The following is a 24,350-nucleotide window of genomic DNA, read 5'->3' on the forward strand; positions in this document are numbered from 1 at the left end:
TTCAGCCCAGCACCCGGCCCGCGACTGCGTCGAGTTTGGCCACCAGCGCCGGATCGCGGCGCGCTGGATCGGTGATGAGCGCATGATCGAGCACCCGGTCGATCGGCGAGGGCGCGCGCTCGGGCGGCAGCGCGCGCAGGAACTCGGCGACGGTGCGCCGGGCGAGATCGCCATTCGCGTGCATCTGCGCGATCACCTCGCTCACTTCCACCGGCGCCTCGCTTTCGCGCCAGCAATCATAATCGGTGACCATGCCGATCAGCGCATAGGGTAGCTCGGCCTCGCGCGCGAGCTTAGCCTCGGGCAGCGCGGTCATCCCGATCACGTCCGCCCCCCATTGCCGGTAAAGCAGGCTTTCGGCACGCGTGGAGAATTGCGGCCCCTCCATCGCGATATAGGTCGCGCCGTCGGCCACCTGCCCGCCCGCGCGCGCCACCGCCGCCGCCGCGAAGCCCGACAGGCGCGGGCAGACCGGCTCGGCCATCGAGACATGCGCGACCAGACCCGATCCGAAGAAGCTCGATACGCGCCCCTGGGTGCGATCGATGAACTGGTCGACGATCACGAACCGGCCCGGCTCCAGCTCCTCGCGCAGCGATCCGATCGAACTGATCGCGAGGATATCGGTGCAACCGCTGCGCTTCAGCGCATCGATATTGGCGCGGGCGTTGATCTCGCCGGGAGAGATCACATGCCCCCGGCCGTGGCGCGGCAGGAAGCGCAGCTCGACCTCGCCGACCCGGCCGAACAGGATTTCGTCGGAGGGGTTGCCCCAGGGCGTATCGACCCGGCGCCATTCGGCTTGTTCGAGCCCCTCGATCGCGTAAAGCCCGGAACCGCCGATAATGCCGATCGTCCACCCCATTTGCTCGCTCCGATGGAGAATGTTGATGCGTTTCTATTGCCTGGCGCTGCTCGCCGCCCTGCCCGTCGCCGCTCATGCCGCCGAGCCGATCACGGGGCAATGGGTGACGAAGGAAGGCAAGGCGATCGTGACGATCGCGCCATGCGGGGGCGGCGTGCTGTGCGGCAAGGTCTCCAAGGCGTTGAAGCCCTTCACCGAGGGCAATGGGCTGGACATCCGCAATCCCGATCCCGCGCTGCGCACCCGCCCGATCGTGGGGCTGACGATCCTATCGAGCTTCAAGGACACCGGGCGCGACTGGCGCGGGCGCATCTATAACCCTGAAGAGGGCCGCGATTATCGCTCGATCCTGCGCCGGCTGCCCGACGGCTCGCTCGAGGTGAAGGGGTGCTGGGGGATTTTCTGCCAGACGCAGAACTGGAAAGCCGCGCGATAGGAGCGTTCGAGGAGAAGCAAGGCTAAGCCCTGAGGGAGCAGCGATCTCCACGCCACCGCCTGAACCCAAATCAAACGACTTCCATGTCCACCTTATAATGGTGCCAGGCGAATATGGCCGCCGCGCCCCGGTGCGGGCGCCAGGCTTCGGCGAGCTCGCGCGTGCGCTTCTCGCTTGGGCGCGCCTCAAGGCCCAAGATCCGCCCGATTTCGATCTGCACCGCGAGGTCGCCCGCCGGCCAGATGTCACCGCGCCCCTCGGCGAACAGCAGGTAAATCTCCGCCGACCAGCGACCAATGCCCTTCACCCGCACGAGCTGGGCGATGGCTTCCTCGTCATCCGTCGGAAGGGCCGCGAAATCGAGCCGCCCGCTCGTCACTTCCTCGGCAAGGCTATGCGCATAGCTCGCCTTTTGCCGCGATAGGCCCACCGCGCGCAGTTCCTCGATGCTGGCGGCGGCGAGCACGGCGGGGTCCGTCAGATCACCGAGCGCCTCCAGCTTGCGCCAGATCGAGGCGGCCGCCGCCACGCTCACCTGCTGGCCGACGATCGTGCGCAGCAAGGTGGCATAGCCACGATCGCGCAGGCGCGGCTCCGGATAGCCGGCACGGTCCAGGGCACGCGCGAAAGCCGGCTCGAGCGCGGCGAGCGCGTCGACCCCGGCGCGTAGGCGCTCGGCGCTCAGGCCCATAAGCACCGCCTTGAAAACACCGCGCCCACGCGGCAAGGCGCATGGGACGCCTGAGAGGAGATAGACATGCCGCAGCTTATCGTCGTGATGCGCAATGGGGAAGAAAAGACGATCACGGGCGAGGCGGGCCTTTCGGTGATGGAAGTGATCCGCGACGCCGGGATCGACGAAATCCTGGCGCTGTGCGGCGGCTGCTGCAGCTGCGCGACCTGCCACGTGCATGTCGACCCGGAATTTGCGGACAAACTACCCAAGATCAGCCTGGACGAGAACGACCTGCTGGACAGCTCGGCCGATCGTGATGCGACCAGCCGGCTTTCCTGCCAAATCCCGTTCACCGACGCGCTCGACGGGCTGAAGGTGCGGATCGCCGCGGAGGATTGAGGGGGGCCTCTTTGGGGGGCCGCGCCCGATCACCGTTTTCCCGTCGCCCCGGCGAAAGCCGGGGCCCAGCGGCCGCCGCGAGCAGGCGTCGCGCGACGTTTCCCACGTTGCGCGACTGGACCCCGGCCTTCGCCGGGGAAGGAAGACATTTCGATAATGGCCGCGCCTTGGCCGCCAGCCCCTATCGCGTCGCCACCGCATAAAGCGCGATCGCGGCGGCGTTGGAGACGTTCAGGCTCTCCGCCTTGTCCGAAATCGGCAGCCGGGCGAGGGCGTCGCAATGCGCCTCGGTATTCTGGCGCATCCCCTCGCCTTCGGCGCCGAGCACGAGGCAGGTCTTACCCCCGCCCTTCAGCGCCTCGCCGAGCGTGAGCTTCGCCGCCCCGGTTAACCCGATGCGCCAATAACCCGCCTCGGCAATCTCATCGAGCGCGCGCGCCAAGTTCACCACCCGCACCCACGGCACCACCTCCAACGCGCCCGAGGCCGCGCGCGCCACCACCCCCGATTCGGGCGGCGAGTGGCGGTCCTGCGTCACGATCCCCACCGCATCGAAGGCGGCGGCCGAGCGCAGGATCGCGCCGACATTGTGCGGATCGGTCACCTGGTCGAGCACCAGCAGCGGCCGCGCTGGGCTCTCCTCACCCAGCAGCTCGTCCAGGAACACATCGTCCAGCGGATCGACCTCGCACACCAAGCCCTGATGCGGCGCGTCATTCGGCACCAGCCGCGCGAGATCAGCGACGTCGGCATACACCGTCGGCACGTCTTCCGGCATCACGATCAGCGACGCCGCCTCGCGCGTGATCCACAGCTTGCGCACCTGGCGCGCCGGATTGTCGAGCGCGGCATAGACCGCGTGCCGCCCCCAGAAGCGCGGCCGCTGGGGAGAGCCGGTCGGACGGCCGCGCTTAGCCATGATCAATCGTCGTCATTGCTATAGGCATAGGGATCGGTCGCCGCCGGTTTGGTCGGCAGCGGCGGCTTGGGCAGCGCCTTCTCGGCATTGGCGGCGTTCACCAGGAAGCTCGCGATGATGATCGAGCCCTGGCGCATATCGTCGCCCTTCAGGTGATCGAAGGTATCGGCGCCGGTGTGGTGGATGCGGCTATTATAATCGAGCGGGTCCTGGATGAACTGGAAGCCCGGCAGCCCGATGGCCTGCATGAAATAATGGTCGGTGCCGCCGGTACGGTCGATCACCACCGCGCTCGCGCCCATGCCCGAGAAGGGCGAGAGCCATTCGCGAAAGATCGGCACCACCGCCGGGTTATTCTCGGCATAGATGCCGCGCACCTTGCCCGAGCCATTATCGAGATTGAAATAAGCCGCCAACTCATCATAGCCGGGCTTCGGATTGATCGGCCAGCGGTTGTTCCAGCCATAGAAGCGTGACAGGCCCGTCTGCTTGGGCTCGTTCCCCGTGCCGCGCGTCGCGATATGCTGCTCGATATAAGCGAGGCTGCCGAGGATGCCCTGTTCCTCGCCCGCCCACAGCGCGAAGCGGATGGTGCGTTTGGGCTTGATCCCGCTCGCCGCGATCAACCGGGCGGCCTCCATGATCATCGCGCTGCCCGCGCCATTGTCCGCCGCGCCGTCGCCCGCCACCCAACTGTCGAGGTGCGCACCGGCCATCACATAGCCCGCCTTGGGGTCGCTGCCGGGGATTTCGGCGATGATGTTGTACGCCTTGCTGTCGCTATCGTCGTAGCGGACCTGCGAATCGATCTCGATGGTCGGGTTCATCCCCGCCTTGGCAAGGCGCGCGAGCCGGCGATAATCCTCGGCCGCGATCTCGACGCCGGGGAGCGAAGGGCTCTCTTCCTTGGTGAACAGATAGCCTTCGCCATGCAGCAGCTTGGCATCGAGCCGCGACATCTGCGCCCAGGCCACCGCGCCTTCGGCCTTCAGGAAAGCGTCGAGCTTCTTGGCGAAATCGAGCCGCTTCAGGCGGCGATCCGCCCCTTCGGGATCATGATTGGGCCAATCGAACTGATCGAGTTTCGACAGTTCCTCGCCCGTGTAGCGCTGAAAGGGCGGCTTGCTCGGCTCCGAGCCGGTGCCGGGGCGGCTGATCAGCACCACCTTGCCCTTCAGCTGGCCGCGCCACTTCTCGAAATCGCGCTCCTTGCTCATCGGCGCGACGATCACCGGCGCGGTGAGCGCGCCATTGGTCGCGGGCGTCCAGGCGATCGGGATCGCTGTCAGCTGCACCGGACGCGGGGCGACCATGCGCACGCTGGAGCGCTCGATCCACCAGCCGCGACCGAACTCGAAGCCTTCCTTGTGGACGTTGACGAGGCCCCATTCGCGGAACTTGGCCTGGGTCCAGCCTTCCGCCTTGCGCATGTTGGGCGAGTTGGTGAGGCGCGGGCCGATCACGTCGGTCAGATATTCCGCCGTCACCATTACCTGGCTGTGGTTGGTGCCCTCGTCGATCAGCTTGTTGATCGCCGCGCGGTCGACGCTCTGCGCGAGCGCGGGCGCCGCCAGCACCACGGCGGCGGCCGCCAGCCAAAGTGAACGCATTGAAAGCCTCCCTTATTCTATCGTCGCGCCGGGTTTAACGAGCGCCACCGCGAGCGCAAGCGCGGTTGACAGGGCGGCTCCGCCACGTCATGGAGCCGCCCTCGTCCATCCGGGCGCCGGCACTCGTGGAAGGGTGGCCGAGTGGTTAAAGGCAGCAGACTGTAAATCTGCCCGCGTGAGCGTACGCTGGTTCGAATCCAGCCCCTTCCACCATCGCTTCTCTTGGCGATCCCCTTGGGTTAACCTCGCCTCGCAATAAGGGAGGCGAGGATGCGAGTCATTTTAAGCGCGGCATTGGTGTTGGTGGCGGGCGTAGCGATGGCGCAACCTCCTGCCAAGGCGCCGAGCGCGACGGAGCTGGTGGCGGCGCGGCAGGCCGGGTTCAAGCTGATGGCGGCCGATTTCGTCGGGCTGAAAGCGGCGATTGATCGTGGCGACGATGTAAAGCGCCTCGCCTTCCCGGCGGGCGCGATCGCGGGCTGGGGCAAGGCGCTGCCCGGGCTGTTCCCGGCAGGCAGCGCGACGCCCGAATCGAAAGCATTACCGAGCGTGTGGACCGACCGTGCAGGGTTCGAGGCGGCGGCGGCCAAGCTGGCGATCGAAGCGGGCAAGCTCGCCGAGCTCGCCAAGGCGGGCGACACGACGGGATTCGCCGCGCAGTATCAGGCGGTCGGCGGTGCCTGCAAAGCCTGCCACGACAAATATCGGGTCGAGGAAAAGCGTTAGGACACGCCTGTCGTAAAGCCCCTCCCCTGAAGGGGAGGGGCTAGCCACAAGGTCAGAATCGGAACGCCGCCGTAAAGCGGATCGAGTGCCAATCGAAGGTCGGGTCGCTGCGGCGGAAGATGGTGCCGCCCGGGCTGTTGAGGACGAACGGATTGGTCGCGGGCGCGGTGCCCTGAGTCGCGACCACGCGGTAGTTATTGTCCTCGTAATTGTGGTAGAGATATTCGAGGCCGACCGAGAAATGCTTGCCGAGCTTCTGCTCGATGCCGAGCCCGGTCTGATAGCCCCATTTCTCGCCGCTGCCATTGGTGACGAAGGCGTTGGCGGTGTTCGTCGTGCTGAAGCGGTTCTGGAGGCGGATATAGCCGGCGCCGCCGGTCGCGTAGAACAGCGTCGTACGCGCGGCGTAACCCACACGCCCGCGCAGGCCCAGTTCCCAATCGACCCGGCGAGTGATGGTGTAGCTCGCGGGCGTGGTGCTGAAGGCGGAGACGCTGTCGGTGATCTCGCTCTTGCCGAATTCGGCGAGCGCGCCGAACACCAAGGCGCCGCTCTGCACGTCGAACCCGACGCGGCCATAATAGCCGATATCGTCACGGTCGTTGCGGCAGCCCGAGTCCGGCGTCGCGCCGCGCGCCGCGCCGCCGCAGAAGCCCGGCGAAAAGGCGTTGTCACCGGCCGCGGTCGTCACCGTCGTGCTGCCGGCGCGGTTGAACAGGATGCCCGAGGCATAATCGTTCGCCTGCACATCATAGCTGACGGTACCGCCGACATACAGGCCCTGGAACGGCTTCTGCGTCGGATCCCATTCGCTCGGCGGGGCTTCGGCGGTGGTCGTCGTCTGGGGATCGGTGGCGGTGCCGCTATTGTCTTGGGCGAGCGCGGGGCTGGCGACCGCCACGAGCGCGGCGCCCGCCGCGAGGGTGAGTTTGGTGAAGCGCATGGAGTACTCCCTGATGGTCCTGGCGGGGCGCTGAACGAGGGGAGCGCGAAAAGTATTCATCCATATCAAGTTTTCGGCCGCGAAACGTGGCTTTCGGGACACAGCACAGGACCGCATATCCCTGCCTTGCGCCCGCTGTCGCGCCGCCTATAGCCGTTGCATGGCCGATGACCTTTTCGCCGCCAGCCCCAAGGCGGAACGCGACTACAACGCCTCGTCGATCGAAGTGCTCGAAGGGCTGGAGCCAGTGCGCCGCCGCCCGGGCATGTATGTCGGCGGCACCGACGAGCGCGCGCTGCATCACCTGGCGGCCGAAGTGCTCGACAATGCGATGGACGAGGCGGTCGCCGGCCACGCGACACGGATCGAGGTGGTGCTGGAGCCCGGCAACCGGCTGACCATCACCGATAATGGCCGCGGCATCCCGGTCGATCCACACCCCAAATTCCCGGACAAGTCGGCGCTCGAGGTGATCCTGTCGACGCTGCACTCGGGCGGTAAGTTCACCGGCAAGGCCTATGCGACCTCGGGCGGCCTGCACGGCGTGGGGGTAAGCGTGGTCAACGCGTTGTCGGCCGAGACGGTGGTCGAGGTCGCGCGCGCCAGGACGCTCTATCGCCAGCGCTTTTCGCGCGGGGTGACGCTGGGGCCGATCGAGAATCTGGGTCCGGTGGCGAACCGGCGCGGCACAACGGTGAGCTTCGTGCCCGATGCCGAGATTTTCGGCCCCGAGCTGCACTTCAAGCCCGCGCGGCTCTACAAGCTCGCTCGTTCCAAGGCGTATCTCTTCGCCGGTGTCGAAATTCGCTGGCGTTGCGCGCCGGAGCTGATCGGCGACGAGACACCCGCCGAGGCGGTGTTCCAATTCCCCGGCGGCCTCGCCGACCATCTGCGCGAGCAGCTTGGCGACCGCGAGTGCGCGACGAGCGACTTCTTCAAGGGCAGCCAGGATTTCGCCGACGGCGCCGGCCGCGTCGAATGGGCGGTCGCCTGGCCGCTCTGGTCGGACGGTTCCTACAGCTGGTATTGCAACACCATCCCCACCCCCGATGGCGGCACCCACGAGGCGGGGCTGCGCGCGGCGCTGGTGAAGGGCATTCGCGGCTTTGGCGATCTGGTCGGCCAGAAAAAGGCCAAGGACATCACCGCCGAGGATATCGTGACCGGCGCCGAGCTGATGCTCAGCGTCTTCATCCGTGAGCCTCAATTCCAAAGCCAGACCAAGGATCGGCTCACCAGCCCCGAAGCCGCGACGCTCGTCGAGCGCGCGATGCGCGACCATTTCGATCATTTCCTCGCCGATGGCGAACGCGGCCGCGCGCTCTTGGGCTTCGTGCTCGAGAAGATGGACGAGCGCCTCCGCCGCAAGGCCGAGCGCGAGGTGAAACGGAAGACCGCGACCGGCGGGCGCAAGCTGCGTCTGCCCGGCAAGCTCACCGATTGCGCCTCGGACTCGCCCGAAGGCACCGAGCTGTTCATCGTCGAGGGCGATTCGGCGGGCGGCTCGGCCAAGCAGGCGCGTGATCGCAAGACCCAGGCGATCCTGCCGATCAAGGGCAAGATCCTGAACGTCGCCAGCGCGACCACCGCCAAGATCCTCGCCAATGGCGAGATCGGCGATCTGGTGCAGGCGCTCGGCTGCGGCACGCGCAAGGACTGCCGGCCCGACAATCTGCGCTACGAGCGCGTCATCATCATGACCGACGCCGATGTCGACGGCGCGCATATCGCGACGTTGCTGATGACCTTCTTCTTCCAGGAAATGCCGGAAATCGTGCGACGCGGGCACATTTATCTCGCGCAACCGCCGCTCTACCGCCTCACCGCCGGCACCAAGAGCCTCTACGCTATGGATGACGCCCACCGCGCGCGGATCGAGACGAACGAGTTCAAGGGCAAGAAGGTCGAGGTCGCGCGGTTCAAGGGGCTCGGCGAGATGAACCCCGCGCAGCTGCGCGAGACGACGATGGACCCGCGCACCCGCCAACTGCTCCGCGTCACGCTCCCCCAGGAATATGAGGAACGCGCCGAGATCAAGGATTTGGTGGAACGGCTGATGGGCACCAACCCGGCGCATCGCTTCGCCTTCATTCAGGAAAATGCGGCCCGGCTAGACGAGGAAGCCATCGACGCCTGACGCGAAGCGCGCCAGTTGACGGCGGTATTGGTGATTGGCAATGTAAGTGTATCACAACACCAACACGGAGCCTTCCCGCCGCCATGCTGCTCAATCGTCGTGAACTGATCGCCGTCGGCACCGCCGCCGCCGCCCTGCCGCTGATCGGCGCTGGCCCCGCCGAGGCGAGCTGGGAAACGCTCACCACCGAACCCTTTCCCGGCAAGCGGGACGATATCAGCTTCGCCGATGCCGCGCATGGCTGGTACGGCACCGGCAAGGGCGATCTGTTCCGCACGACCGACGGCGGCGCGAGCTGGGCGAAAGTCGCGAGCAAGCCCGGCACGTTCATCCGCGCGCTGGGCTTTGTCGACGCGAACACCGGCTTTATCGGCAATATCGGCACCGACTATTATCCGGGCGTCACCGACACCACCCCGCTGTATCGCACCGATGACGGCGGCGTCACCTGGACCCCGGCCGAGCTGGGCGGGAAGACGATCACCGGCGTCTGCGCGATCGACGTGCTGCGCAGTCAGCGCATCTATCAGGGCAAGCTCGAGCCACGGCTGGTGGTCCATGCCGCCGGCCGGGTCGGTGGGCCGACGGGGATGCTCCGCTCGACCGATGGCGGCAAGAGCTGGACGGTCAGCGATCTAAGCGCGGTCGCCGGCATGATCCTCGACCTGAAATTCTTCGACGAGCAGACCGGGCTGCTCTTCGCCTCGACCGGCCGCGATCCCGCGACAACCGAGGGACTGATCCTGCGCACCACCGATGGCGGCAAGAATTGGAGCGTGGTCTATAAGTCGGGTCGGGGCGCGGAGCTGATCTGGAAGGCGTCGTTCGTCAGCCGCCAGATCGGCTATGCGACCGTGCAAAGCTATGATCCGAACCGCGCCCAGCAGCTGATCGTGAAGACGCTCGACGGCGGCAAGACCTGGACCGAACTGCCGATGGTGCAGGATGCCAAAGCGCGCCAGTTCGGCATTGGCTTCATCGACGAAAAGCGCGGCTGGGTCGGCACCGCCGCCGGCGGGTTCGAGACGCGCGACGGAGGCAAGAGCTTTACCCCCGCCCCCATCGCCCGCGCGGCCAACAAGTTTCGAGTGGTGCAGGACGGAGCCAAGCGCCACGTTTATGCGATCGGCACCCAAGTCCAAAGGCTGACGATTGCCTAGCGCGCCAGCCCCGCCCGGCGCGCCGAGGCGAGCGCGATCGTGTAGCAGCCGGCGAGCAGCACCGCGTCCTTAACGAGGAATTGCCCCGCCCCCGCCAGGAACGGCGCGCCGAGGGTCTTCTCGAAAATCGGCGCGCCGAGCATGAAGCTTAGCGTGATGAGGAACGTACACATCCCCATCAGCCCGCCAAGCAGCGACACGCGCGGCGAAAAGGCACCGATCGCGAGCGCCGCGCCGGTTGAAAGTTCGATCACGCCGATCGCGTTGCTCGCGCCCTGCACGCCCCACAGCGGGTACATCCATGCAAACAGCGGATAATGTTCGGCGATCTTGGAGACCCCTTCGGCTTCGTAGCCCGCGAACTTGGCGGTGCCGAACAGGAAAAAGATCAGCACCAGCGTCCAGCGCAGCGCCTCGATGCCCGAGCGCTCACCCGGCAACGCGATTTTCGACATTTTAGACCCCTGTTGTTCGATCACGGCAGGTTCGCGGGCATCGGGCCGAAGGTTACAGCCCGCAGCAATTTATCGCGCGGGCCATTCCTCGCGCAGCATTCCCCAGATGAAGCTGTCGCGCACGCCGATATGCGTTTCCCACTCGCCACGCAGCCGGCCTTCGAGCGTGAAGCCCAGGTCTTTCAGCAGCGCGTTCGAGGCGACATTGTCGGGATCGACATCGGCGAAGATGCGGCGTTGCCCCTCTTCCTGGAACAGCCGGTCGAGCAATCGCGCGACGCCCTCGCGCGCATAGCCTTGACCCCAGAAACGCCGGATCAACAAATAGCCGATCTGCTGCACCCCGGTGCGTTCGCGCATCGCGGCGAGGGTACCGATCACCGCGCCGTCGCTGGCGCGGCGCATCGTCCAGCCGCGAAAATCCGGATCGTCCGGGCCGCTTGCCAGATAGTCGCGGCTTTCGGCGATCGAGCGATGCGGCGCGCTCGACCAGAAGCGCATCAGGTCCGCGTCCGCATAAGCCTCGAACAGCGCCTCGGCATCGGCGATCCGCTGGCGGTGCATCACCAGCCGCGCGCTGGCGAACTCGCGGTCGCTCACGCCGTTAGTGCCTCGACCAGGGCACGAACCTTTTTCTGGCGCCATTGCGGCACCGGCGCGATCAGCCAATAGCCCTCGCCATGCGGGCGCGGTTCGGCGACCAGAGCGAGCCGTCCGCTCTCGATGTCGCGCGCGGCGAGCAGTTCGGGGACGGTCGCGCGCCCCAGACCACAGGCAGCGGCATCGATCGCCAGCCCGGCATCGCCGACGCGCATGATCGACATCTCGGCCGCTTCCGGGCAGCCGGGCCAGGAAATCCGGGTGTCGAGCCCACCGCCGGGGCGCTCCACGGTTACCATCCCCGCCGATTCGAGCGCTTCGCCCTCATAATCGCCTGGCCCCGCGCCCCAGCGGATCGCGAGATCGAGATTAGCCTCGGTAAAATCAACCGCGTCGTCGGCGGTCATCAGCGCGAAGCGAAGGTCCGCATCACGCGCGGCGATGCCGGAAAGGCGCGGCAACAGCCATTTCTCGATCAGCGCGCGGGGTGCGGCGATCGCGACCGCCTTGCTGCTCTGCCCGGCCTGCATCGCGCGGACCGATTCCTCGAACTGGAGCAGGCCATCACGCAACGCGCGCAGCCCGGCCTCGCCCTCGGGCGTCAGTTCGAGCCCCTTGGTCGTGCGGCGGAACAACACGACGCCCAGCGTTTCCTCCAGCGCGCGGATCTGCTGGCCGACCGCGGCCGGTGTCACCGCCAGCTCATCGGCGGCGCGGGTGAAGCTCAAATGGCGCGCGGCCGCGTCGAGCACGCGCAACCCGTTCAGAGGCAGATGCGTCCGCTTCATTTGGTTCAGCCATTCCCCCGCGGCGGCGCGCGTTCGGCGCCGCCGGGCTGCACAGGCGCGATCAGCGCGAATTTGGGGATGTCGACATCGAACCCCGCGCCATCCTCGCCAATCACGTGGTAGCTGCCTTGCATATAGCCGCTCGGCGTCGGCAGTGGGCAGCCGGACACATAGTCGAAGCTGCCACCCGGCGCGATCAGCGGCTGCTCGCCGACGACGCCCTCGCCCTCCACCGAATGACGTGCGCCGCGGCCGTCGGTAATGATCCAGTGGCGGGTGAGCAATTGCACCGCCTGCTCCCCCTCATTCTCGATACGAACGTGATAGGCCCAGAACCAGCGCCCGCGCCGTGGCTCGCTCTGCTCCGGCAGATAGCTCACCGACACGCGCACGATCACGCCGCGCGTTTCAGCGACATTGGGGAAGAGCGCCTTCATCACCGCGCTATAGCCCGGCTCGGCCGAGCGCGCGATCAAGATCGTCGATCAGGTCGGCAGGATCTTCCAGGCCGATGTTCAGTCGCAGCATCCCCTCGGTGACGCCCATTTCCAGCCGCTTTTCCTCGGCGAGGCCCGAATGGGTGGTGGAGGACGGGTGCGTCATCAACGAGCGCGAATCGCCGATGTTGTTCGAAATGTCGATCAGTTCGAGCGCGTCGAGCAGCGCGTGCGCCTGCGCGCGGCCCTCGACGAAGAACGCGAAGATCGAACCGCCCGCCGCCATCTGAGCCATCGCCAGATTATGCTGTGGATGGCTCGGCAGCGCGGGATAGAGCAGCCGGGGCACGCGGCCCTCGAGAAAGCGGGCGACCGCGAGCGCGTTGTCGCTCTGCCGGCGGATGCGGAGATCGAGCGTCTCCAGCCCCTTCAACACCACCCAGGCGTTGAACGCCGAGAGCGTCGGGCCGGTGTTGCGGATGAAGGCGAGCAATTCGCCCTCGATAAACTCTTGCGCCCCGCACACGGCGCCCGCGAGCACGCGCCCCTGGCCGTCCATCATCTTGGTCGCCGAATAAGCGACGATGTCGGCGCCGAATTCCAGTGGGCGCTGGAGCGCGGGGGTCGCGAAGGCATTGTCGACCACGGTGCGAATACCGCGCGACCGGGCGAGACCGCACACCGCCGCCAGATCGACAATGTCCATCGTCGGATTGGCGGGGGTTTCGAAGAAGAAGACCTTGGTGTTGGGTCGGCACGCCGCTTCGAACGCGGCCGTGTCGCGCGCGTCGATCACCGTCGTCTCGATGCCGAATTTGGGAAGCAGGCTGTCGACGAGCCAGCGACATGATCCGAACGCGGCGCGGCCTGCGACGACATGGTCGCCCGCCTGCAGCTGGCAGAGCAAGGCCGCCGTCATCGCGGCCATGCCGGTCGCCATCGTCCGGCATGCCTCCGCGCCCTCCAGCAGCGCGATGCGCTTTTCGAGCATCTCGACGGTGGGATTCTGCAGCCGCGAATAGGTCATCCCAACTTGTTCGCCGGCGAAGCGGGCCGCGGCGTCGCCGGCGCAATCATAGGCGTAGCCCGAGGTTAGGAAGAGGGCTTCGCTCGTCTCCCCCCATTCGCTGCGCGCGGTGCCGCCGCGCACGGCTTGCGTGGCGGGGCGCCAGTGGCGCGCGGCGTCGGACTGGCCGGTGTGTCGCTTCATGGCTCGGGCTTTGCCGGGCGTGAGGGGGCGTCGTCAATGCCGCCCGCGCTTGCACCGCCCCCAAGCCCGGCTTAACCGGCCCCGCATGGGGAGCGACAAGGGACGAAGCCGGGCGATCGGCGCCGCGCTGGGGATCGTGGGGCTTGCGCTATTCCTGCCCAACCTCGCCCGCCCCGACCGCGCTTATTTCGACGAGGTCTATTATACCGATGCCGCGCGCCGGCTGGCGGCGGGGCATTCGCTGGTCAACACCGAGCATCCGCCGCTGGCCAAGGCGATCATGGCGGCGGGCATCAAGCTGTTCGGCGATACCCCGTTCGGCTGGCGCGTATTCTCGGCCGTCGCGGGGGCGCTGTGCGTGGTCGCGCTGTTCGCGATCGGCCGGCGGATTTTGGGGCGCGATCGGCCGGCGGCGGTCGCGACCGGCTTCGCGCTGATGAACTTCCTGCTTTTCGTCCAGAGCCGGATCGCGATGCTCGACATCTTCATGGCGGCGCTGCTGCTGAGCGGCACCGCCGTGCTGTTCGCGGCCTGGCAAAGCCGGCGAACGGCGACGATCGCGCTGGCGGGCGCGCTGATGGGCACGGCAACCGCGTGCAAATGGGGTGCGGCGCCGTTCATCGCGCTCGCCTGCCTCGCGCTGCTGATTGCAGGCCCACGCCGATGGCACGCGAGCCTCACCTTGGGCGCGGCGAGTCTCGCCGCCTATTTCCTGGCGTTCCTGCCCGGCTTCTTCGTCAGGCACGATCCGCTGACGCTGTCACAGTTGCTGCCGCGCCAGCTGGAGATGTACCGCGCGCAGACCCAGACCTATCCGCCGCACACCTATCAGTCGCCCGCCTGGAGCTGGCCGCTCGATCTGCGACCGATCTGGTATCTGTATGAGCCCGTCGACGGTGTGTGGCGCGCCGTGCTGCTGGTCGGCAACCCCGTCGTGTTCTGGGCGGGGCTGGCGGCGGTGCTGGGGTGCCTGGCGCTGGGGCTGATACGGCGTTCGCCGGCCCTGCTCGCGCCCGCCGGGCTGTGGCTCGCGAGCTATGGCGTGCTGCTCTTGATACCCAAGAAGATCGGCTTCCTCTATTATTATTTGCTGCCGAGCCTGTTTCTGGGCCTGGCGATCGTCGCACTCGCGGAAGCGCTCCGGCGCCGGTGGGCGGCGGAGGCGCTGCTCGCCGCCGCCGCGTTGGTGTTCGTCTATTACTATCCCGCGCTCAGCGCCGCGCCGCTCGAAGGGCCACTCGCCTTCAAGCGTTACGCGCTACTGCCGAGCTGGCCCTAATAGCGCCCCCACACGAAGCGCGACGACAGCGCGTAATTCCAAACCGCGCCCACCAGAACGCCAACCAGCGCCGATCCCGCCCAGCTGCCATGCTGCGCCTCATGCACGAAGCCCGCGACGCCGATATTGGCGACGAGCCCCACCGCGCACACCGCGCAGAACGACACCCAGCCATCGATCAAGGCCCGCGTGCCTCTCAGCCGCCGATCGCGATAAGTGAGCGCGTTGTTCAGGAAGAAATTCGCGGTCATCGCTCCAAAGGCCGCCAATATCTGGCTCGCGAGGAAATCGCCGCCCAGACCCCAGGCACCGCCCAGGATCGCCATATGCACCAGCACGCCGAACGCGCCGACGCAGGCGAACAGTGCGAAGCGCGCCGGTACGATCCGCCCCGCGAGCCGATCATAAAGCGCGATCAGATATTCCATCGCGACGACGTGATCGAGCTTGCTCTCCCCCACCGCGCGGGTGCGGAAGGTACAGGGCAGCTCGATGAAGTTGAGCGGCCGCCGCGCGGTCGTCATGATGTCGAGCAAGATCTTGAAGCCGATCGCCGAGAGCGCGGGCACCAGGCCGCGCACGATCTCGCTGCGGATCATGAAGAAACCGCTCATCGGATCGTTGAGCTCGGCCTTGAGCACCGCGCGCGCGAGCTTGGTCGCGAAAGCGGATTTGGCGACCCGGTCGCGGTCCCACTCCCCCGTCCCGCCGCCTGCCACGAAGCGCGAGCCAATGACGAGATCGAGCGCCGGATCGGCCCGGAGTGCGGCGACCATCTTGGGCAGCAAAGTCTCGTCATGCTGCAGATCGCCGTCGATCACCGCGACGAGCGGAGCCGCGGTCGCGCACATGCCTTCGACGCAGGCCGAGGAAAGGCCGCGCCGGCCGATCCGCTGAATCACCCGCACCCGCCGGTCGGCACGGGCGAGCGCGCGGGCCGCGTCGGCGGTGCCGTCCGGGCTGTCGTCATCGACGAAGATCGCTTCCCAGGCGAGCCCGGCGAGCGCGGCATCGAGCAGCGCGACAAGGCGCGGCACGTTCGCCGCCTCGTTGAAGGTGGGGATCACCACCGCCAGATCGAGCAGGTCGGCCGCGTGTCCGGCCTCCCGCGTCATCAGCATCGCCGCGCCTTCCATCGTCCCCGGCCTTACGCCGATCATGGTTAAGCGCTTCTTAACCCGCGTTTGGCGGGGGCGCCAACGGGGCGAGCCGATCGATCAGCCGCGCGCGCGCCGTCAGTGCTTCCGCGGCGCGGCCCACCAGCAGGTCGCGCGTCAGGAAATGGCCGGTGAGGGCTAGGCCGTTCAGCACCGCCGCCCAATCGGCCGACCCGCCCTCCAGCAGGAATGCCGGCAGCGGCAGCAGCTTGGCGGCATAGGGCGCCCCCGCCGCGGCGCTTACCGCCATCCCGCTCTTGGGGCTGACATAAGCGAGGTTGTCGCACGCGCCAGTCACCGCGCAGGCTGAAAGATCGAGCCCGAATCCCAGTTCGGCAAGCAGCAGCAATTCATAGCGCACCAGCGCCGCCGCCCAATCGCGTGCGGCTGGCGCCGCCTCGATCGCGCGCAATACCGCGTCGAGCCCGGCATAGAGCCGAGGATAGGGCTGCGCCTCGGGCAGTGTCGCGGCGGTGAGCGCGGTGAGCCACTCGATCGCGGCGGCGGCAAGCGGCTCGGCGAACAGCGGCGCGCGACTGTGCTGCAGCTCGATCGTGAGCGCGGCGAGCTGGCCTTCGGTCCGCGCGCGCCACTCGCCGAGCAGTTCATTGCCCGGCTGAAGCACCGGCCGCAGCGCACGCGAGCGCCCGCCCCGCACATAACCGGGCTGCACCCCCGCCGTCTCGGTGAGCGCGCGCGCGACGACACCGTGCTCGCCGTGCGGCCGCGCGGTGAGCAGAATGGCGGGCGCGCGCAGGTACATGGCCAAGCGTTAGCGCGGTAAGGAACGGGCGTCGATTGGGCCGCGACGCGTTACCGCCGCAACCGCCGCGCCACTCGCTCTAGCCCCAGCCGGCCAACCAGCGCCTTGCCTCGCGCGGCGGCGCCATCGAACGCCGCGAGCGCTGTCAGCGCCGCCCGGTTCGCGAGCGTCGGCCGCAGCAGCAGCAGGTCGCGGCAATCGACCCCGCCGCTCGCGAACTGGCGCTTGTGCTGCCCTTCCCCCTCGGTGAAATCGAATCGGCCGAACCGCCCTTCGGACAGCAGCCCCTTCAGCGCCTCGAACAACAGCACCGAGCCAGGTGAGAGTTCGGCGAAATCGGGGTCGTGGCCGACATAGTCATAGCGCAGCGTGGCGCCGTCCGCCGGGCAATAGAGATAGGCCGCCGGCCGATCCTCGATAAGCAGCAGCCAGGCGCGGACCTGATCGGCGGCCGCCTGACGGAGCATCGTCGCGACAAAGGCCGGGTCGGCGGGGAGCGCGCTCCCCAGCAATCGCGCCTGATAGGTGCGCGCGGCGAGCGGCGCGGCGAGCGCGTGGAACGCCGCCAGCTCATCGGGCGTGCGATAGGCACGGATCATCATCCCCGCCCCGCCCAGCTTCTTCGCCTTGCGCTTGATGCCCGAGCGGGTGTTCGCACTCAGCCCCGCGAGGAACGCCGCCTCGCCCTGACGCAGATCGACGAAATAGCGGGTATAGGCTTGGCGCTCGAATGCGATCAGGCCGTGCTTCGCGACGCCAGGCACCCAGGCGGCGGGAAGCGAAGTGATGCTATAGCCATGCGCCTCGGCCGCGAGCGGCGGCAGCGCGGGCGGCCCGCCGCCCAATGCCGCCTCCAGCGACAGGGGCACGCGCACCAACCGGCGCGGGATCGCGAACAGGGTGCGTGCACCGAGCTGGAATTTGAGCGGCAGGCTGACCGCGCTCATGCCGCGTGCTCGGCGACCATGTTCGACCAGAGCTGCTCGGCCTGGCGCCAGCGCAGCCGCGCTTCGCTCGGCGGCAGCGGCGTATCCCGGCGATCGAGCGGCAGCGGCGCGCGGCTGTCGAAGCGCGTCGTCGCCAGACTGTCGCCGCTTTCGGCGAGCATCGCGCACAGCGCCTCGAACCGGCGGACATGTACCGCGTTCGCGCCGGTGCCCGCACGATTGGCCAGTTCGAAACCGTGGCTCACGATCACCACCGCCGCATGATCGGCGGTAACCGCGTGATCGAGCGCCGCACGCATCTCGGCGGCCGAGAGCGCGCAGATCTGAAAAGTGCGTAGCCGACCGGGGCGCTCCTCGATCAGGCTCACGGGCAGCTCGATCACGCCGGCATGGCGACACGGTGCCACCTGCGCCGGCGCCAGCCCCACGCGCGAGGGCCAGGGCTGCATCGAGCCATTATGGCTGCTGTCATAAGTGAAACCGAGCCCGGCAAGCGCGGCGAGCGTCGCATCATCGGCGGCATAGCTACCCGCGCGAAACGCGATCGGGGGCGGCGCGCCCGCTTCGATCAGCAGCGCGCGCGCCTGGGCGATGAAATCGGCCTGCTCGTCCGGGGAACGCCCGATCAGCTCGAACGGTCCGTGATTCCGCCCCTGGTCCCCCACCATCGCGCCGTACCAATTGGGGTGAAGATGCAGCTGCACTTCCTGCCCGGCGGCGAGGATCGTCTCGACGATGCGGCGGATCGGCGCGAGGCCATAAACATGCGCCGGCATCGGATCGATGAAGAAGCACGCGTTCAGGCCGAAATCACGCAATATCTCCAGCTGATAGGAGATGCCGACCCCCGCCGGCTCGAAACTGCGCTCGAACTGAGTCGCGATCGGCAGCCCGGCGACGTGATGGCGCCAGACCAGCTCGGTATCGATCGTCAGGAACACCGCGGGCATGAGCGAGCCTTATCGGCTCGCGGTTAAACTTTGCCCAACATTCCCCTCGGGGACCGGCTTTATCCCAGCGCTTTCTTCAGCAGCTCGTTGACCACCGCGGGGTTGGCCTTGCCGCCCATCGCCTTCATCACTTGGCCGACGAAGAAGCCAAAGAGCTTGTCCTTGCCGCCGCGATAATCGGCGACCTTGTCCGCGTTCGCGGCCATCACCTTGGCGATTTCGGCCTCGATCGCGCCGGTGTCGCTGGTCTGCTTCAGCCCGCGCTCCTCGACGATCTTGCCCGCGTCGTCACCCGTTTCGAGCATGATCTCGAACACCTGTTTGGCGAGCGTGTTCGACAGCGTGCCATCGGCCACCAGCTCCAGCAACTCGGCCGCCTGAACGGGGCTGACCGGGCTGTCCGCGATGTCGCGCCCCAGCCGGTTGAGCGCGCCGAACAACTCGCTCGTCACCCAGTTCGACGCTTGGGAGGGCTGCGCGCCGGCCGCCAGCAGCGCGTCGAACCAGCGCGCGCTTTCAACCTCGGCGGTCAGCACGCCGGCATTGTACGGCGTGATGCCCGCGGCGACATAGCGCGCGCGCTTGGCGTCGGGCAGTTCGGGGAGGGACGCGCGGCAATCCTCGATGAATGCGTCGTCCAGCTCTAGCGGCAACAGGTCCGGATCGGGGAAATAGCGATAGTCGTGTGCATCTTCCTTGGAACGCATCGAGCGCGTCGTGCCCTTATCTGGATCGAACAGCCGGGTTTCCTGGACGATGCGGCCACCGCTTTCGATCACGTCGATCTGCCGCCTCGCCTCATGCTCGATCGCCTGCATCACGAAACGCACCGAATTGACATTCTTGGTCTCGGTCCGCGTGCCGAACGGCTCGCCCGGGCGACGGACGCTGACATTCACGTCGGCGCGCATCGAGCCCTGGTCCATATTGCCGTCGCAACTGCCGACATAGCGCAGAATCGCGCGCAGCTTCGTCAGATAAGCGCCTGCTTCAGCAGGAGAACGCATATCCGGACGGCTGACGATCTCCATCAGCGCGACGCCGGAGCGGTTGAGATCGACATAGGAGCGCGTCGGATGCTGATCGTGCATCAGCTTGCCGGCATCCTGCTCGACATGGATGCGCTCGACCCCGATGCGCTTGGTCTCGTCCCCCACTTCGATCTCGACCGCACCCTCGCCCACCAGCGGATGGTAGAGCTGGCTGATCTGATAGCCCTGCGGCAGATCAGCGTAGAAGTAATTCTTGCGATCGAAGCGCGACCATTTGTTGATCTGCGCATTGATCGCGAGCCCCGTTCGCACCGCCTGCCGGATGCATTCCTTGTTCGGCACCGGCAGCATCCCCGGCATCGCCGCGTCGACCAGGCTGACCTGTGTGTTGGGCTCGGCCCCGAATGCCGTCGCCGCGCCGGAGAAAAGCTTGGCGTTGCTGACGACCTGGGCGTGAACTTCGAGGCCGATCACGACCTCCCAATCGCCGGTCGCGCCAGATATAAGATAGGGGGATACGTCAGCCATGTTCGGTCTCGGGCGTGATGAGGGGAAGTTGGGGAAAATAGGCTCGGTAGCGACGAGGATCGCGGGTAATCAAGGTGGCGTCTTCGGCGGCTGCATGGCCTCCGATCAGAAAATCGGAAAGCAATTTTTCTCGCTTGCCTCCTGCCTGCCGATACGCTCGATGGGCTTCGCCGGCCAATTGCGCTGCTGGTGCATCAAGCTGCCAAATCATGATATCTAGCTGCTGTAGCAAGGATACCATCGCGGGCAAAATGCGCCCTCCCGACGCCAATTCCCCAATGACAACCGGACTCACCGTGACGAGTTCGGATTTCGCTGCCCGAGCAACTGCAGTTGCGGACCAATTAAACCAAACATCGTCTTCTTCGATCAAATCGATGAGGACATTCGTGTCGAGCATAATCATGGCGGGAAAGGATCGTCCCCACGGAGGTCGCGCATGATCTCATCGGTCGGGCGACCGTCGCGCAAATGAGCGTAGCGGCGGCTCACCTCGCGCATTTCTGCTACCCGACGAGCAAGCGGTTCATCGTCATCGCTTGCTTTGCGGATGACCATTTCGCCGGCTAAATTGCGCTCGAACACCACCGGCTCACCTGCGCGAAGCCCGAGGGCCTCCCGAACATCCGTTGGGATAGTAACCTGACCTTCGGGTGACATTCGAATAAGCGTGCCCATGCTCCCAGTCTATCAGGCGGCGTCGTCATGGTCCATGCGCGGACGTGGCGGCGGTGGTGCGGTGGACTGCGGCGGCCTGCGACGGGGCTTTTCCTCAGCCAGCCCCTCTAACACGCCCTCAACGACCGCCCAGGCAATCTCCAGCGCCGTTTCGAATGCCCAGTGCACCTACCACCACGCCTCCGGCCGCGCGATGAAGCCCGCCCGCTCCTCGATCGCGAGGCACGCATCGAGCACGCCCCGCTCGTCAAGCGGCTTGCCGATGATCTGCAACCCCAGCGGCAGCCCCGCCCCATCGAGCCCGCCCGGCACGCTCATCGCCGGCAGCCCAGCGAGCGAGGAAGGTACGGTGAACACGTCGTTCAAATACATCGCGATCGGATCGGCCGATTTCTCCCCCAGCGCGAAGGCGGCTGAAGGCGCGGTCGGGGTCAGCAGCAGGTCGCACTGCGCCCATGCGCGTTCGAAATCGCGGGCGATCAGCGCGCGCACCTTCTGAGCTTGTGTGTAATAAGCGTCGTAAAAGCCTGCGGACAAAACATAAGTGCCGATCATGATCCGGCGCTTTACCTCGTCGCCGAAGCCGGCGGCGCGGGTCGCGGCGTACATTTCCTGCAGGTTCGCGCCTTCGGGCAGGTCGCGCCGCCCATAGCGCACGCCATCATAACGCGCGAGGTTCGACGAGGCCTCGGCCGGGGCGATGATGTAATAGGCTGGCAGCGCGTACTTGGTATGCGGTAGCGAGACGTCGACGATCTCCGCGCCCGCGTCGCGCACCCAGGCGATGCCCTGCTGCCACAGCGCCTCGATCTCGGGCGGCATCCCGTCGACCCGATATTCCTTGGGAATACCGATGCGCTTGCCCTTCAAATTGCTTGATAATCCCGCTTCCCAATTGGGCACGGCCAGATCGAGCGAAGTGGCATCCTTGGGATCGAACTCGGCCATCGCCTGAAGCATGATCGCGCAGTCGCGCACGTCGCGCGCCATCGGTCCCGCCTGATCGAGCGACGACGCGAAGGCGACGACACCCCAGCGCGAGCAGCGGCCATAGGTTGGCTTGATGCCCGAAATGCCGGTGAACGCCGCCGGCTGGCGGATAGAGCCGCCGGTGTCGGTGCCCGTCGCCCCCGGCGCGATCCGCGCCGCGACCGCCGCCGATGAACCGCCCGACGAACCACCCGGCGCGAGCGGCGCGTTGCCGCCATCGTTGCGGCGCCACGGCGAGATGACATTGCCATAGGCGCTGGTCTCGTTCGAAGAGCCCATCGCGAACTGGTCCATGTTCAGCTTGCCGAGCATCCCCGCGCCCGCCGCCCACAAATTGCCCGAGACGGTCGACTCATAGGTGGGGGTGAAGCCTTCGAGGATCAGGCTCGCGGCGGTGGTCGGCACGCCCTTGGTGCAGAACAGGTCCTTCATGCCGATCGGCACGCCGGAGAGCGGCTTCAGCGTCTCGCCCGCCGCGCGCGCCGCGTCGGCGGCATCGGCGGCGGCAAGCGCGTGATCGGGGGTTTCCACGAGGAACGCGTTGAGCGGCCGCGCCTTTTCGACCGCGGCGACAAAGGCCTCGGCCACTTCGCGCGCGGAAAATGTGCCATCGCGCACCCCATCGCGGATCGCCGCGATCCCGAGATCGGTGAGCGCGCTCATTCGATCACCTTGGGCACGGTGAAGAAGCCATGCTCGGCCTGGGGCGCGTTGGCCAGCACCTTATCGCGAACGTCGCCATGGCTCACCACATCGTCGCGCAGGCGCAGATGATTGGGGATCACCGCCGTCATCGGTGCGACCTCGCTCACGTCCACCTCGCCCAGTTGCTCGATCCAGCCGAGGATCTTGCCAAGCTCGGGCGCGAGCCGCGCCGCCTCGTCCTCGCTGATCGCGATGCGCGCGAGGCCCGCGATCCGTTTCACGGTGGGAATATCGACTGCCATGCGAGCGCGGCTAGCACCGCCCGCGCGCCCCGTGCAACCGTCCGCGGCACGCATAAGGAGAGTTTCGCCGGTCCGCGCGTTGATGTTGCGCCGCACAATGCGCATATGAGGGCCCGGGCGGTATCTGCACCGGCTTAAGGTTCGGAGTGCGCTTTGGCTCGTAAATTTCTCTATTTGGTGGTGATTCTGGTTGTGATTGCGCTCGGCTCCTTGCTCGCCTTCCGCCTGTTCGGCGCGCAGATGATGCGCGCCGCGCTGGTGCCCAGCGCCGCGTTCGAAGCGCAAGCGGCAGTGCGCGCGCAGGCTTACGCGGAGCCCAATATGTGGATCGCGCGGCCGGACAAGCCGAGCAATCCCGCCCTATGGGCGCCGCCGGGCTATAAGCCAGCCACGGCGCCCAAGGCGGCGCTGTTCTTCGTCCACCCGACTTCGTATCTGGAGCGTACCCGCTGGAACGCGCCGCTGGATGACGCGACCGCCAATGACCGTGCGGCGCTGTTCCTGCGAGGCCAAGCGAGCGCGTTCAACGAATCGGCCGCCATCTGGGCGCCGCGCTATCGCCAGGCGACTTTCGGCGCGTTCCTGACCAACCAGCAAGCGGCGCAACAGGCGCTCGATCTGGCCTATGGTGACGTGCTGGCGGCGTTCGATGCGTTCCTGGCGCAGGTAGGGCCGGATCGCCCGATCATCCTCGCCGGCCATAGCCAGGGCGCGCTCCACCTGACGCGGCTGCTGCGCGAGCGCGTCGCGGGTAAGCCGCTCGCGTCGCGGATCGTCGCGGCCTATGTCGTCGGCTGGCCGGTGTCGCGCACCGCCGACCTACCCGCGCTCGGCCTGCCCGAATGCCGTACCCCCACCCAGCGGGGTTGCCTGCTGAGCTGGCAGAGTTTTGGCGAGCCGGCCGATCCCAGTCTGATCCTCGATACCTTCGACGCGACGCCTGGCTTCACCGGCGCAGCGCGGCGCGGGACGGCGCTTGTCTGCACCAATCCGCTCACCGGCACGCCCAATGCCGACGCGCCGGCGAGCGCCAATCTCGGCACGCTGGTCCCCTCGGCCGATCTGAAGACCGCGACGATCGAGCCCGGCAAGATCCCTGCGCGCTGCTCGGGTCGTGGCGTGCTGCTGATCGGCACGCCGCCCATCCAATTCCCCAGCTTCGTGCTGCCGGGGAACAATTATCATGTGTTCGATTACAGCCTGTTCTGGGCGAATGTGCGCGCGGATGTGGCACGGCGGCTGGCGGGTTAGCGGCCGCTGGAACGACGCGGCCAGGCGCGCCATAACGCCCCCATGCTCATAACCACCGACCCCGCCGCCTTCCGCGTCGCGCTTCCCCAGGGCGGGCGGCTGCTGGGGCTCGACGTGGGCACCAAGACGATCGGCACCGCGCTGTGCGACGCCGAATGGCATTTCGCGAGCCCCGCCCTGCTCATCCGGCGCACCAAATTCACCGCCGACAAGGCGGCGCTCGCCGGGCTGATCGCCGCGCAGGCGGTAAAGGGCCTCGTGATCGGCCTGCCGCTAAACCTGGACGGCAGCGACAGTCCGCGCACCCAGTCGACCCGCGCCTTCGCGCGCAACTGCGCCGATCTCGGCCCCATATTATTGTGGGATGAGCGCTGGTCGACCCAGGCGGTCGAACGCCAGATGATCGCCGAGGATCTCTCCCGCGCCAAGCGCGCCGAGCGAGTCGATAAGCTTGCGGCGAGTTACATCCTGCAAGGCGCGATCGACGCGCTGGCGATGGGGTGAGCA

27 protein-coding genes and 1 tRNA gene are annotated in these 24,350 nt (G+C 67.1%); 9 read left to right on the plus strand and 19 right to left on the minus strand.

Translation table 11 applies throughout. The annotated features are described in order from the left end of the window. Nucleotide 1: 1 nt before the first annotated feature. A complete protein-coding gene (mtnP, locus tag K2X73_RS00585) occupies nucleotides 2–865 on the minus strand; it encodes an S-methyl-5'-thioadenosine phosphorylase (RefSeq protein ID WP_294107545.1) in 864 nt (287 codons plus the stop codon). A 25-nt stretch (nucleotides 866–890) separates the two neighbouring features. Here mtnP and K2X73_RS00590 point away from each other — a divergent pair, with 25 nt between their 5' ends. After that, nucleotides 891–1,301, plus strand: a complete 411-nt coding sequence (locus K2X73_RS00590; protein ID WP_294107547.1) for a DUF2147 domain-containing protein — start codon at nucleotides 891–893, stop codon at nucleotides 1,299–1,301. Between the two features lie 70 nt (nucleotides 1,302–1,371). Here the strand turns inward: K2X73_RS00590 and K2X73_RS00595 are convergent, their stop codons facing one another. Then, a complete protein-coding gene (locus tag K2X73_RS00595) occupies nucleotides 1,372–1,992 on the minus strand; it encodes a DNA-3-methyladenine glycosylase 2 family protein (protein WP_294107549.1) in 621 nt (206 codons plus the stop codon). A 66-nt stretch (nucleotides 1,993–2,058) separates the two neighbouring features. Between K2X73_RS00595 and K2X73_RS00600 the strand changes: the two genes are divergently transcribed. Next, a complete protein-coding gene (locus K2X73_RS00600; RefSeq protein WP_294107554.1) occupies nucleotides 2,059–2,376 on the plus strand; it encodes a 2Fe-2S iron-sulfur cluster-binding protein in 318 nt (105 codons plus the stop codon). Nucleotides 2,377–2,557: 181 nt separating this feature from the next. On the opposite strand, the gene rlmB is transcribed toward K2X73_RS00600, so the two are convergent. After that, entirely contained in the window at nucleotides 2,558–3,295 is a 738-nt protein-coding gene (gene rlmB / locus K2X73_RS00605) for a 23S rRNA (guanosine(2251)-2'-O)-methyltransferase RlmB (protein WP_294107555.1), read from the minus strand. Between the two features lie 2 nt (nucleotides 3,296–3,297). Further along, complete coding sequence (locus tag K2X73_RS00610) at nucleotides 3,298–4,905, minus strand: M20/M25/M40 family metallo-hydrolase (RefSeq protein ID WP_294107557.1); 1,608 nt, start codon at nucleotides 4,903–4,905, stop codon at nucleotides 3,298–3,300. Nucleotides 4,906–5,032: 127 nt separating this feature from the next. Here K2X73_RS00610 and K2X73_RS00615 point away from each other — a divergent pair. Together K2X73_RS00615 and K2X73_RS00620 are read left to right on the plus strand one after the other, a co-directional pair. Beyond that, nucleotides 5,033–5,118, plus strand: a tRNA-Tyr gene (locus tag K2X73_RS00615). Nucleotides 5,119–5,175: 57 nt separating this feature from the next. Then, the gene (locus tag K2X73_RS00620) at nucleotides 5,176–5,631 is read left to right on the plus strand and encodes a cytochrome c (protein ID WP_294107559.1); all 456 of its coding nucleotides are present in this window, start codon (nucleotides 5,176–5,178) and stop codon (nucleotides 5,629–5,631) included. 52 nt (nucleotides 5,632–5,683) lie between these two features. Here the strand turns inward: K2X73_RS00620 and K2X73_RS00625 are convergent, their stop codons facing one another. Then, on the minus strand, nucleotides 5,684–6,574 hold the full coding sequence (locus K2X73_RS00625; RefSeq protein WP_294107560.1) for an outer membrane beta-barrel protein: 891 nt from the start codon (nucleotides 6,572–6,574) through the stop codon (nucleotides 5,684–5,686). 160 nt (nucleotides 6,575–6,734) lie between these two features. On the opposite strand from K2X73_RS00625, the gene parE reads away from it, so the two are divergent. Both parE and K2X73_RS00635 read left to right on the plus strand, forming a co-directional pair. Next, a complete protein-coding gene (parE, locus tag K2X73_RS00630; protein WP_294107562.1) occupies nucleotides 6,735–8,711 on the plus strand; it encodes a DNA topoisomerase IV subunit B in 1,977 nt (658 codons plus the stop codon). Between the two features lie 83 nt (nucleotides 8,712–8,794). After that, a complete protein-coding gene (locus tag K2X73_RS00635; RefSeq protein ID WP_294107564.1) occupies nucleotides 8,795–9,871 on the plus strand; it encodes a hypothetical protein in 1,077 nt (358 codons plus the stop codon). Here the strand turns inward: K2X73_RS00635 and K2X73_RS00640 are convergent. From K2X73_RS00640 to metZ, 5 genes are all read right to left on the minus strand, one after another. Continuing rightward, nucleotides 9,868–10,326 carry a DUF417 family protein gene (locus K2X73_RS00640; RefSeq protein WP_294107566.1) on the minus strand — a complete coding sequence of 153 codons (459 nt, stop codon included), beginning with the start codon at nucleotides 10,324–10,326 and terminating at the stop codon, nucleotides 9,868–9,870. The two genes, K2X73_RS00635 and K2X73_RS00640, sit on opposite strands and share 4 nt — an antisense overlap. A 69-nt stretch (nucleotides 10,327–10,395) precedes the next feature. Next, a complete protein-coding gene (locus tag K2X73_RS00645) occupies nucleotides 10,396–10,926 on the minus strand; it encodes a GNAT family protein (protein ID WP_294107568.1) in 531 nt (176 codons plus the stop codon). Next, entirely contained in the window at nucleotides 10,923–11,714 is a 792-nt protein-coding gene (locus K2X73_RS00650) for a LysR family transcriptional regulator (RefSeq protein ID WP_294107569.1), read from the minus strand. The genes K2X73_RS00645 and K2X73_RS00650 overlap by 4 nt, the downstream gene beginning before the upstream one ends. Before the next feature lie 5 nt (nucleotides 11,715–11,719). Continuing rightward, complete coding sequence (apaG, locus tag K2X73_RS00655) at nucleotides 11,720–12,151, minus strand: Co2+/Mg2+ efflux protein ApaG (protein WP_294107571.1); 432 nt, start codon at nucleotides 12,149–12,151, stop codon at nucleotides 11,720–11,722. A gap of 7 nt (nucleotides 12,152–12,158) precedes the next feature. Then, nucleotides 12,159–13,361 (minus strand): O-succinylhomoserine sulfhydrylase, encoded by a 1,203-nt coding sequence (gene metZ / locus K2X73_RS00660; protein WP_294107573.1) that lies wholly within the window; start codon nucleotides 13,359–13,361, stop codon nucleotides 12,159–12,161. A gap of 85 nt (nucleotides 13,362–13,446) precedes the next feature. Here metZ and K2X73_RS00665 point away from each other — a divergent pair, with 85 nt between their 5' ends. Beyond that, nucleotides 13,447–14,640 carry a glycosyltransferase family 39 protein gene (locus K2X73_RS00665; RefSeq protein ID WP_294107575.1) on the plus strand — a complete coding sequence of 398 codons (1,194 nt, stop codon included), beginning with the start codon at nucleotides 13,447–13,449 and terminating at the stop codon, nucleotides 14,638–14,640. Here K2X73_RS00665 and K2X73_RS00670 read toward each other — a convergent pair. From K2X73_RS00670 to gatC, 9 genes are all read right to left on the minus strand, one after another. Beyond that, on the minus strand, nucleotides 14,637–15,755 hold the full coding sequence (locus K2X73_RS00670) for a glycosyltransferase family 2 protein (protein WP_294107678.1): 1,119 nt from the start codon (nucleotides 15,753–15,755) through the stop codon (nucleotides 14,637–14,639). The genes K2X73_RS00665 and K2X73_RS00670 overlap by 4 nt on opposite strands. Before the next feature lie 58 nt (nucleotides 15,756–15,813). Next, nucleotides 15,814–16,560 carry a DNA repair protein RecO gene (recO, locus tag K2X73_RS00675; protein WP_294107577.1) on the minus strand — a complete coding sequence of 249 codons (747 nt, stop codon included), beginning with the start codon at nucleotides 16,558–16,560 and terminating at the stop codon, nucleotides 15,814–15,816. A 50-nt stretch (nucleotides 16,561–16,610) separates the two neighbouring features. Then, nucleotides 16,611–17,507, minus strand: coding sequence for a GNAT family N-acetyltransferase (locus K2X73_RS00680; RefSeq protein ID WP_294107579.1), 897 nt, complete (start codon nucleotides 17,505–17,507; stop codon nucleotides 16,611–16,613). After that, nucleotides 17,504–18,457 (minus strand): polysaccharide deacetylase, encoded by a 954-nt coding sequence (locus tag K2X73_RS00685; RefSeq protein ID WP_294107580.1) that lies wholly within the window; start codon nucleotides 18,455–18,457, stop codon nucleotides 17,504–17,506. The genes K2X73_RS00680 and K2X73_RS00685 overlap by 4 nt, the downstream gene beginning before the upstream one ends. Before the next feature lie 59 nt (nucleotides 18,458–18,516). Continuing rightward, nucleotides 18,517–19,977 (minus strand): Asp-tRNA(Asn)/Glu-tRNA(Gln) amidotransferase subunit GatB, encoded by a 1,461-nt coding sequence (gene gatB / locus K2X73_RS00690; protein ID WP_294107582.1) that lies wholly within the window; start codon nucleotides 19,975–19,977, stop codon nucleotides 18,517–18,519. Beyond that, nucleotides 19,970–20,383 (minus strand): type II toxin-antitoxin system VapC family toxin, encoded by a 414-nt coding sequence (locus K2X73_RS00695; RefSeq protein ID WP_294107583.1) that lies wholly within the window; start codon nucleotides 20,381–20,383, stop codon nucleotides 19,970–19,972. Before K2X73_RS00695 ends, gatB begins: the two co-directional genes overlap by 8 nt. After that, complete coding sequence (locus tag K2X73_RS00700; protein WP_294107585.1) at nucleotides 20,380–20,655, minus strand: AbrB/MazE/SpoVT family DNA-binding domain-containing protein; 276 nt, start codon at nucleotides 20,653–20,655, stop codon at nucleotides 20,380–20,382. The genes K2X73_RS00695 and K2X73_RS00700 overlap by 4 nt, the downstream gene beginning before the upstream one ends. A 168-nt stretch (nucleotides 20,656–20,823) precedes the next feature. Then, the gene (gene gatA / locus K2X73_RS00705) at nucleotides 20,824–22,308 is read right to left on the minus strand and encodes an Asp-tRNA(Asn)/Glu-tRNA(Gln) amidotransferase subunit GatA (RefSeq protein WP_294107587.1); all 1,485 of its coding nucleotides are present in this window, start codon (nucleotides 22,306–22,308) and stop codon (nucleotides 20,824–20,826) included. Continuing rightward, entirely contained in the window at nucleotides 22,305–22,592 is a 288-nt protein-coding gene (gene gatC / locus K2X73_RS00710; RefSeq protein WP_294107589.1) for an Asp-tRNA(Asn)/Glu-tRNA(Gln) amidotransferase subunit GatC, read from the minus strand. The genes gatA and gatC overlap by 4 nt, the downstream gene beginning before the upstream one ends. 153 nt (nucleotides 22,593–22,745) lie before the next feature. On the opposite strand from gatC, the gene K2X73_RS00715 reads away from it, so the two are divergent. Next, nucleotides 22,746–23,843, plus strand: a complete 1,098-nt coding sequence (locus K2X73_RS00715; RefSeq protein ID WP_294107591.1) for a DUF3089 domain-containing protein — start codon at nucleotides 22,746–22,748, stop codon at nucleotides 23,841–23,843. A gap of 42 nt (nucleotides 23,844–23,885) precedes the next feature. Continuing rightward, entirely contained in the window at nucleotides 23,886–24,347 is a 462-nt protein-coding gene (gene ruvX / locus K2X73_RS00720) for a Holliday junction resolvase RuvX (RefSeq protein WP_294107593.1), read from the plus strand. Nucleotides 24,348–24,350 lie beyond the last annotated feature (3 nt).

The sequence above is a fragment of the Sphingomonas sp. genome, from assembly GCF_019746665.1.
GTDB lineage: Bacteria > Pseudomonadota > Alphaproteobacteria > Sphingomonadales > Sphingomonadaceae > Sphingomonas.

Bases quoted from the DNA above. Each gene is read 5' to 3' on its own strand.
- gatA (WP_294107587.1), bottom strand. From the start codon at position 22,308: ATGAGCGCGCTCACCGATCTCGGGATCGCGGCGATCCGCGATGGGGTG.
- gatB (WP_294107582.1), bottom strand. From the start codon at position 19,977: ATGGCTGACGTATCCCCCTATCTTATATCTGGCGCGACCGGCGATTGG.
- ruvX (WP_294107593.1), top strand. From the start codon at position 23,886: ATGCTCATAACCACCGACCCCGCCGCCTTCCGCGTCGCGCTTCCCCAG.
- K2X73_RS00640 (WP_294107566.1), bottom strand. From the start codon at position 10,326: ATGTCGAAAATCGCGTTGCCGGGTGAGCGCTCGGGCATCGAGGCGCTG.
- K2X73_RS00610 (WP_294107557.1), bottom strand. From the start codon at position 4,905: ATGCGTTCACTTTGGCTGGCGGCCGCCGCCGTGGTGCTGGCGGCGCCC.
- K2X73_RS00700 (WP_294107585.1), bottom strand. From the start codon at position 20,655: ATGGGCACGCTTATTCGAATGTCACCCGAAGGTCAGGTTACTATCCCA.
- rlmB (WP_294107555.1), bottom strand. From the start codon at position 3,295: ATGGCTAAGCGCGGCCGTCCGACCGGCTCTCCCCAGCGGCCGCGCTTC.
- K2X73_RS00680 (WP_294107579.1), bottom strand. From the start codon at position 17,507: ATGAGCGCGGTCAGCCTGCCGCTCAAATTCCAGCTCGGTGCACGCACC.
- K2X73_RS00635 (WP_294107564.1), top strand. From the start codon at position 8,795: ATGCTGCTCAATCGTCGTGAACTGATCGCCGTCGGCACCGCCGCCGCC.
- parE (WP_294107562.1), top strand. From the start codon at position 6,735: ATGGCCGATGACCTTTTCGCCGCCAGCCCCAAGGCGGAACGCGACTAC.
- K2X73_RS00665 (WP_294107575.1), top strand. From the start codon at position 13,447: ATGGGGAGCGACAAGGGACGAAGCCGGGCGATCGGCGCCGCGCTGGGG.
- K2X73_RS00600 (WP_294107554.1), top strand. From the start codon at position 2,059: ATGCCGCAGCTTATCGTCGTGATGCGCAATGGGGAAGAAAAGACGATC.
- mtnP (WP_294107545.1), bottom strand. From the start codon at position 865: ATGGGGTGGACGATCGGCATTATCGGCGGTTCCGGGCTTTACGCGATC.
- K2X73_RS00590 (WP_294107547.1), top strand. From the start codon at position 891: ATGCGTTTCTATTGCCTGGCGCTGCTCGCCGCCCTGCCCGTCGCCGCT.
- K2X73_RS00670 (WP_294107678.1), bottom strand. From the start codon at position 15,755: ATGACGCGGGAGGCCGGACACGCGGCCGACCTGCTCGATCTGGCGGTG.
- metZ (WP_294107573.1), bottom strand. From the start codon at position 13,361: ATGAAGCGACACACCGGCCAGTCCGACGCCGCGCGCCACTGGCGCCCC.
- K2X73_RS00685 (WP_294107580.1), bottom strand. From the start codon at position 18,457: ATGCCCGCGGTGTTCCTGACGATCGATACCGAGCTGGTCTGGCGCCAT.
- K2X73_RS00695 (WP_294107583.1), bottom strand. From the start codon at position 20,383: ATGATTATGCTCGACACGAATGTCCTCATCGATTTGATCGAAGAAGAC.
- K2X73_RS00625 (WP_294107560.1), bottom strand. From the start codon at position 6,574: ATGCGCTTCACCAAACTCACCCTCGCGGCGGGCGCCGCGCTCGTGGCG.
- recO (WP_294107577.1), bottom strand. From the start codon at position 16,560: ATGTACCTGCGCGCGCCCGCCATTCTGCTCACCGCGCGGCCGCACGGC.
- gatC (WP_294107589.1), bottom strand. From the start codon at position 22,592: ATGGCAGTCGATATTCCCACCGTGAAACGGATCGCGGGCCTCGCGCGC.
- K2X73_RS00620 (WP_294107559.1), top strand. From the start codon at position 5,176: ATGCGAGTCATTTTAAGCGCGGCATTGGTGTTGGTGGCGGGCGTAGCG.
- apaG (WP_294107571.1), bottom strand. From the start codon at position 12,151: ATGAAGGCGCTCTTCCCCAATGTCGCTGAAACGCGCGGCGTGATCGTG.
- K2X73_RS00650 (WP_294107569.1), bottom strand. From the start codon at position 11,714: ATGAAGCGGACGCATCTGCCTCTGAACGGGTTGCGCGTGCTCGACGCG.
- K2X73_RS00595 (WP_294107549.1), bottom strand. From the start codon at position 1,992: ATGGGCCTGAGCGCCGAGCGCCTACGCGCCGGGGTCGACGCGCTCGCC.